At 38.9% G+C, this 4,601-nt stretch carries 7 protein-coding genes; 5 read left to right on the forward strand and 2 right to left on the reverse strand.

The window, feature by feature from the left end; genetic code table 11:
- Positions 1-574, reverse strand: a 574-nt coding sequence (locus tag AC5JMF_RS29875) for an RNA-guided endonuclease InsQ/TnpB family protein (protein ID WP_495799331.1), incomplete at its 3' end; no start/stop codon positions are given.
- 44 nt (positions 575-618) lie between these two features.
- Between AC5JMF_RS29875 and AC5JMF_RS29880 the strand changes: the two genes are divergently transcribed.
- Positions 619-825 carry a hypothetical protein gene (locus AC5JMF_RS29880; protein WP_495799332.1) on the forward strand — a complete coding sequence of 69 codons (207 nt, stop codon included), beginning with the start codon at positions 619-621 and terminating at the stop codon, positions 823-825.
- Positions 826-972: 147 nt separating this feature from the next.
- On the opposite strand, the gene AC5JMF_RS29885 is transcribed toward AC5JMF_RS29880, so the two are convergent.
- Entirely contained in the window at positions 973-1,956 is a 984-nt protein-coding gene (locus tag AC5JMF_RS29885; RefSeq protein WP_495799333.1) for an eCIS core domain-containing protein, read from the reverse strand.
- A gap of 200 nt (positions 1,957-2,156) precedes the next feature.
- On the opposite strand from AC5JMF_RS29885, the gene AC5JMF_RS29890 reads away from it, so the two are divergent.
- The 4 genes from AC5JMF_RS29890 to AC5JMF_RS29905 form a co-directional block, all read left to right on the forward strand.
- The gene (locus AC5JMF_RS29890; protein ID WP_495799334.1) at positions 2,157-2,387 is read left to right on the forward strand and encodes a hypothetical protein; all 231 of its coding nucleotides are present in this window, start codon (positions 2,157-2,159) and stop codon (positions 2,385-2,387) included.
- 2 nt (positions 2,388-2,389) lie between these two features.
- A complete protein-coding gene (locus tag AC5JMF_RS29895; protein WP_495799335.1) occupies positions 2,390-2,626 on the forward strand; it encodes a hypothetical protein in 237 nt (78 codons plus the stop codon).
- Between the two features lie 2 nt (positions 2,627-2,628).
- Positions 2,629-3,147 (forward strand): phage tail protein, encoded by a 519-nt coding sequence (locus tag AC5JMF_RS29900; protein ID WP_495799336.1) that lies wholly within the window; start codon positions 2,629-2,631, stop codon positions 3,145-3,147.
- 23 nt (positions 3,148-3,170) lie between these two features.
- On the forward strand, positions 3,171-4,601 hold a 1,431-nt coding region (locus AC5JMF_RS29905), incomplete at its 3' end, for a hypothetical protein (RefSeq protein ID WP_495799337.1).

Here is a 4,601-nt window from a genome sequence, read left to right on the forward strand (position 1 = left end):
ACCCAACATCTAAACCGATTTCATTACCTGTTGATGGTTGAATATTTGAAACTTCGACATCAATACAAAACTGACAGTAATAGCCATCAGCACGGCGTACCAATCTGACGCGTTTAATTGCTTTAACAGGATAGGTTTGAATATCCCATTTACCCAACAATTTCAATTCACCAATACCTTTTTTATCAGTAATGGTAATGCGTCTTTTGATTGGGTTCAGCACCCATCCTGATGTCTTGTATTCAACAGAACGGTTGTCATGTTGAAATCTGGGAAACCCTTTCTTACCTGGCTTCTTGGATTGACAGTTTTTATAGAACCTATTAATGGACAACCATGCTCTTTCGGCTGATGATTGTACCGCCATAGAGTTCAGGTTAGACACAAATTTAAATTCGTTGCGTAGTTCTGTTGAATACTTGTTAAGCGCAAACCTATCAATTTTTGCACCCCTTGGCGCGTCCATCCAATATCTCAAACATTTATTTCTAATGAATTGAGTAGTTTTGATGGCTTCCTCAATAGCTAAATATTGAAACTTCTTGGCTTTAATTTTGTATTCTAAAACCAGCAACTTGACTTACCCCCTTGCTGATGTTTATACTATATCTAGTATAGGTGAATATTCTAGATATGTCAACAGGGAAAGGTAAGAAAAGAGTAAAAAATATACCTGTTTTGTATAATGAATCAAAAAAGAAAAGAGGTGTTATGCTCACAGATACAGCTTGGCATTCTGTTCAAGAATTAGCTGTAAAAAATAATGTCAGCGCTAGTGAATATTTAGAGATGATGATTAGAAAATATTGCGCCACAGAGGCGTAAACGCCTCTTGGCGGCTTTCATCCCTTGCCTGAAGTACGGAAAACGGCGCTGCGCTATGCGCCTGTTCCTCAAGGGTTTTCAGCCAGCCTTTCTTATAAAAACCTGCGGAATGTAGGTAATTTTTAAGAATTACGAATTATGTTAAGGTTACTGCTCATTCTGGACTAATTTCATACCTTGCTTTTGCTGCTGAGTATGAACTAATTCATGGGCCGTCAATTTCATATCGCTAGGGCTTTTTCCCTGTCCGTAGTAAATGTGGTTTTGATGGGTAAAAGCTTGTGATTGCAAATCTTTGTTCAATTGCACTGCTGTGCTATCTGTGTGGACTTTAATATCACTAAGATCGTAGCCAAGCTGGGGTTCAATAACAGATCTTACTGGAGTTGGCAAGGGACTACCGTTACTTTTAGTACTGTTTATTTGACTTTCAACATTTTCTCCAGCTACTAAGCCACCGTCACCAGAACGTTGTAGCGACGAACTTGTTTGTTTTTGAGTTGGCAATGCTTCGCGTTGTGGTTGAGAAGCATAGGAACCTTCTAGCGATTTCATTTGCATTTCTTCTTCTTCCTCTTCTAACGCTTCGCGTTGCACTTGAGGAAAATCAGAATTGGCTAAAGGTTTCATTTGCATTTCTTCTTCGTCTAACTCTTCGCGTTGCACTTCGGGAGTATCAGAATTGGCTAAAGGTTTCATTTGCATTTCTTCTTCGTCCAATTCTTCGCGTTGCACTTCGGGAGTATCAGAATTGGCTAAAGGTTTCATTTGCATTTCTTCTTCGTCCAATTCTTCGCGTTGTACTTCAGGAGTATTAGAATTTGCTGGTAATTGTTCTTGTTGAATAGACGTGCTTTGGTTTAGGTTATCAGCAAAATTATCTGCTTCTTGCTCGAAGATATCACCAGGTTGGTTAACTGTCAGTTTTGTTTGGATTTTTGTTTGTGGAAGTAACGATATACGGCTAATGTCGTGGCTGAGAGGTTTTGCTTGGATTTGGCCTTCGGTGTGTGCTTGAGGTGCAGATTGGGATGTGCCTGAACCAAAGCCGCGTGTTGGCTGACGCAGTGAAGGTATTGAAGAGGAATTAGAAGTAGCTTTTTGGCGTTGAATTCCCGTGCGTTCTCTCATATTGTTCTCCTAGCGCTTAAGCAGTAATAATAGATAAATTTCTTGCTTGCACAGACATCTTCAAAGTACTACTACTGAAATCATGACACAACTCATTAAATAATTCGTAATTCGTAATTCGTAATTCGTAATTAAGTTTTGTAATGGGGATTTAGCGCCAAGTCACCAGGGGGAAACCTGCTCACTGACGGCAGTTGTTCATGGGGGAAACCCGTCCAACGCAGTGGCTCCCCAAGCTCACACTGCCTCAACTTTGTCAGACAGACCCCAACACAAAACTTGCCGATACAAAGACGTCAAGGGCTAACGGCATAGCTTCGCTTAGAGCGAGGTACGAGCGTCATTACAAATTACGAATTACTATTAGACCTTTGGCTAATTTTGATTCTGAGGCAGTACCTTTAGCCTTGATTTTAGGACGTATTTTTTAATTATGGACTCAAAACAGAAGCAGACTTTGTTCACGCTCCAATCAGACACGGGTGGCACTACTGGATACGCTGGGGTTTCAGCGACATCTGATGCGAGTGAAGCCGCTAAGGTGGCAGGTAAATATCTTAAAGACCCATTGCTGATGAGGCAACTGACCGAACGGGTATATGAACTTTTGCAACAAGACATGCGATCGCAGCGAGAAAGAGTATGTAACTATAATCACCAAAGGTGGTAATAATGCCTAGTCAACAAACAGTTCAACATGAATTAAATTATGTTACTACTAATCGTTTTTATGTAGAGATAGCTAACTCGATTGCTGCATCTTTTACTGAATGTACAGGATTAAGTATTCAAGTTAAGAAAAATGTCTTTTACGAGGGTGGGGTTAACGACCAACAAAGAATTTATTTAGGTCATGCAGAGTTTTCTGATGTGACGCTTAAACGTGGAATTACAGACCATGCGGGTTTTTGGAATTGGATTAACTCAGCATTTGATGAAAAAAAAGCGACGCCTCGATATAATGTCAATATTCTAATCTTTAACCAAGCTGGTGAGACCATGATGAGTTGGACTTTGATTGGTGCTTTTCCTGTTGCTTGGAAAACGCCTACACTGCAAGCAGATGGAAATGCAGTCGCCATTGAGGAATTAACTTTAGCCTACGAAGGTGTGAAAATTGCTAAATCTCCTGGAGGAGGTAAACAGCCTTTGAAACGGCTGACTCCTTCTGGATTTTTCCCACCTAATTAATTTGCTATCTCTTGTACAAAATTATGCAAATTATTCCATCTCCACTTGGGAACCAAACCAACCCACTTGGAGTAACATCATCTATATCTGAACCTGGCAGACTCTTTTTAAAGAGAGAGTCTGATTTTCTGCATTCTCACAGCAGTTTGAGTAAAAATATCATAGGTCAATCGCCATTAGTTGCATCCTCGAATTTATCCTTATCCCCAGACTATAAACTGTTAATTGATGAGGGAGGTCATGAGGATGAGTTCAAAACAATTGAATTTAATACTTTTGATTCTAGTGATCATAATAAATCTGATAGTGTAAAAAATATTCAAAAAACTTCTAAAAAAAATACAAGTAAAAGTAGTTCATCAAAGACAAATATTCAAAAAAAATCTAAATTAGAAACTTCTAGTAAATCTCAGAAAACAACTAAAACAAAGTCTCCATCTAAATCGAGAGCAAAAAAATCTGTTAAATCAGCCATTTCTCAACCTAATGTAACAGATTTAGATAATATTATAAGTGATAAAAATGATGGCGATCGCATCAATAACACACCTCAAATTGAGTTCAATCCAGCATCAGAAATAGAATCTTTACCAAGCATTTTCCGACAAGTTGATGAACAACAGCCAATAGAACCAGATTTACCATCAACTCAGGTTGAAACTTTAGATATTCCAAATACAGTCAATAGACAAACCGAAGTCACCCCAGCATCGTCGGAAATAGAATCTTTACCAAGCATTTTCCGACAAGTTGATGAACAACAGCCAATAGAACCAGATTTACCATCAACTCAGGCTGAAACTTCAGATATTCCAAATACAATCAACAGACAAATCGAAGTCACTTCAGCATCGTCGGAAGTTGAATCTTTACCAAGCATTTTCCGACAAGTTGATGAACAACAGCCAATAGAACCAGATTTATCATCAACTCAAGCTGAAACTTTAGATGTTCCAAATACAGTCAACAGACAAATCGAAGTCACTTCAGCATCGTCGGAAGTTGAATCTTTACCAAGCATTTTCCGACAAGTTGATGAACAACAGCCCATAACATCAGATTTATCATCAACTCAAGCTGAAACTTTAGATGTTCCAAATACAGTCAACAGACAAATCGAAGTCACTTCAGCATCGTCGGAAGTAGAATCTTTACCAAGCATTTTCCGGCAAGTTGATGAACAACAGCCCATAACATCAGATTTACCATCAACTCAGGTTGAAACTTCAGATGTTCCAAATACAGTCAACAGACAAATCGAAGTTAACCCAGCATCGTCGGAAATAGAATCTTTACCAAGCATTTTCCGACAAGTTGATGAACAACAGCCCATAACATCAGATTTACCATCAACTCAGGTTGAAACTTCAGATGTTCCAAATACAGTCAACAGACAAATCGAAGTTAACCCAGCATCGTCGGAAATAGAATCTTTACCAAGCATTTTCCGACAA

It is taken from the genome of Desmonostoc vinosum, from assembly GCF_059505385.1.

Bases quoted from the DNA above. Each gene is read 5' to 3' on its own strand.
- AC5JMF_RS29890 (WP_495799334.1), top strand. From the start codon at position 2,157: ATGGGGGAAACCCGTCCAACGCAGTGGCTCCCCAAGCTCACACTGCCT.
- AC5JMF_RS29900 (WP_495799336.1), top strand. From the start codon at position 2,629: ATGCCTAGTCAACAAACAGTTCAACATGAATTAAATTATGTTACTACT.
- AC5JMF_RS29885 (WP_495799333.1), bottom strand. From the start codon at position 1,956: ATGAGAGAACGCACGGGAATTCAACGCCAAAAAGCTACTTCTAATTCC.
- AC5JMF_RS29895 (WP_495799335.1), top strand. From the start codon at position 2,390: ATGGACTCAAAACAGAAGCAGACTTTGTTCACGCTCCAATCAGACACG.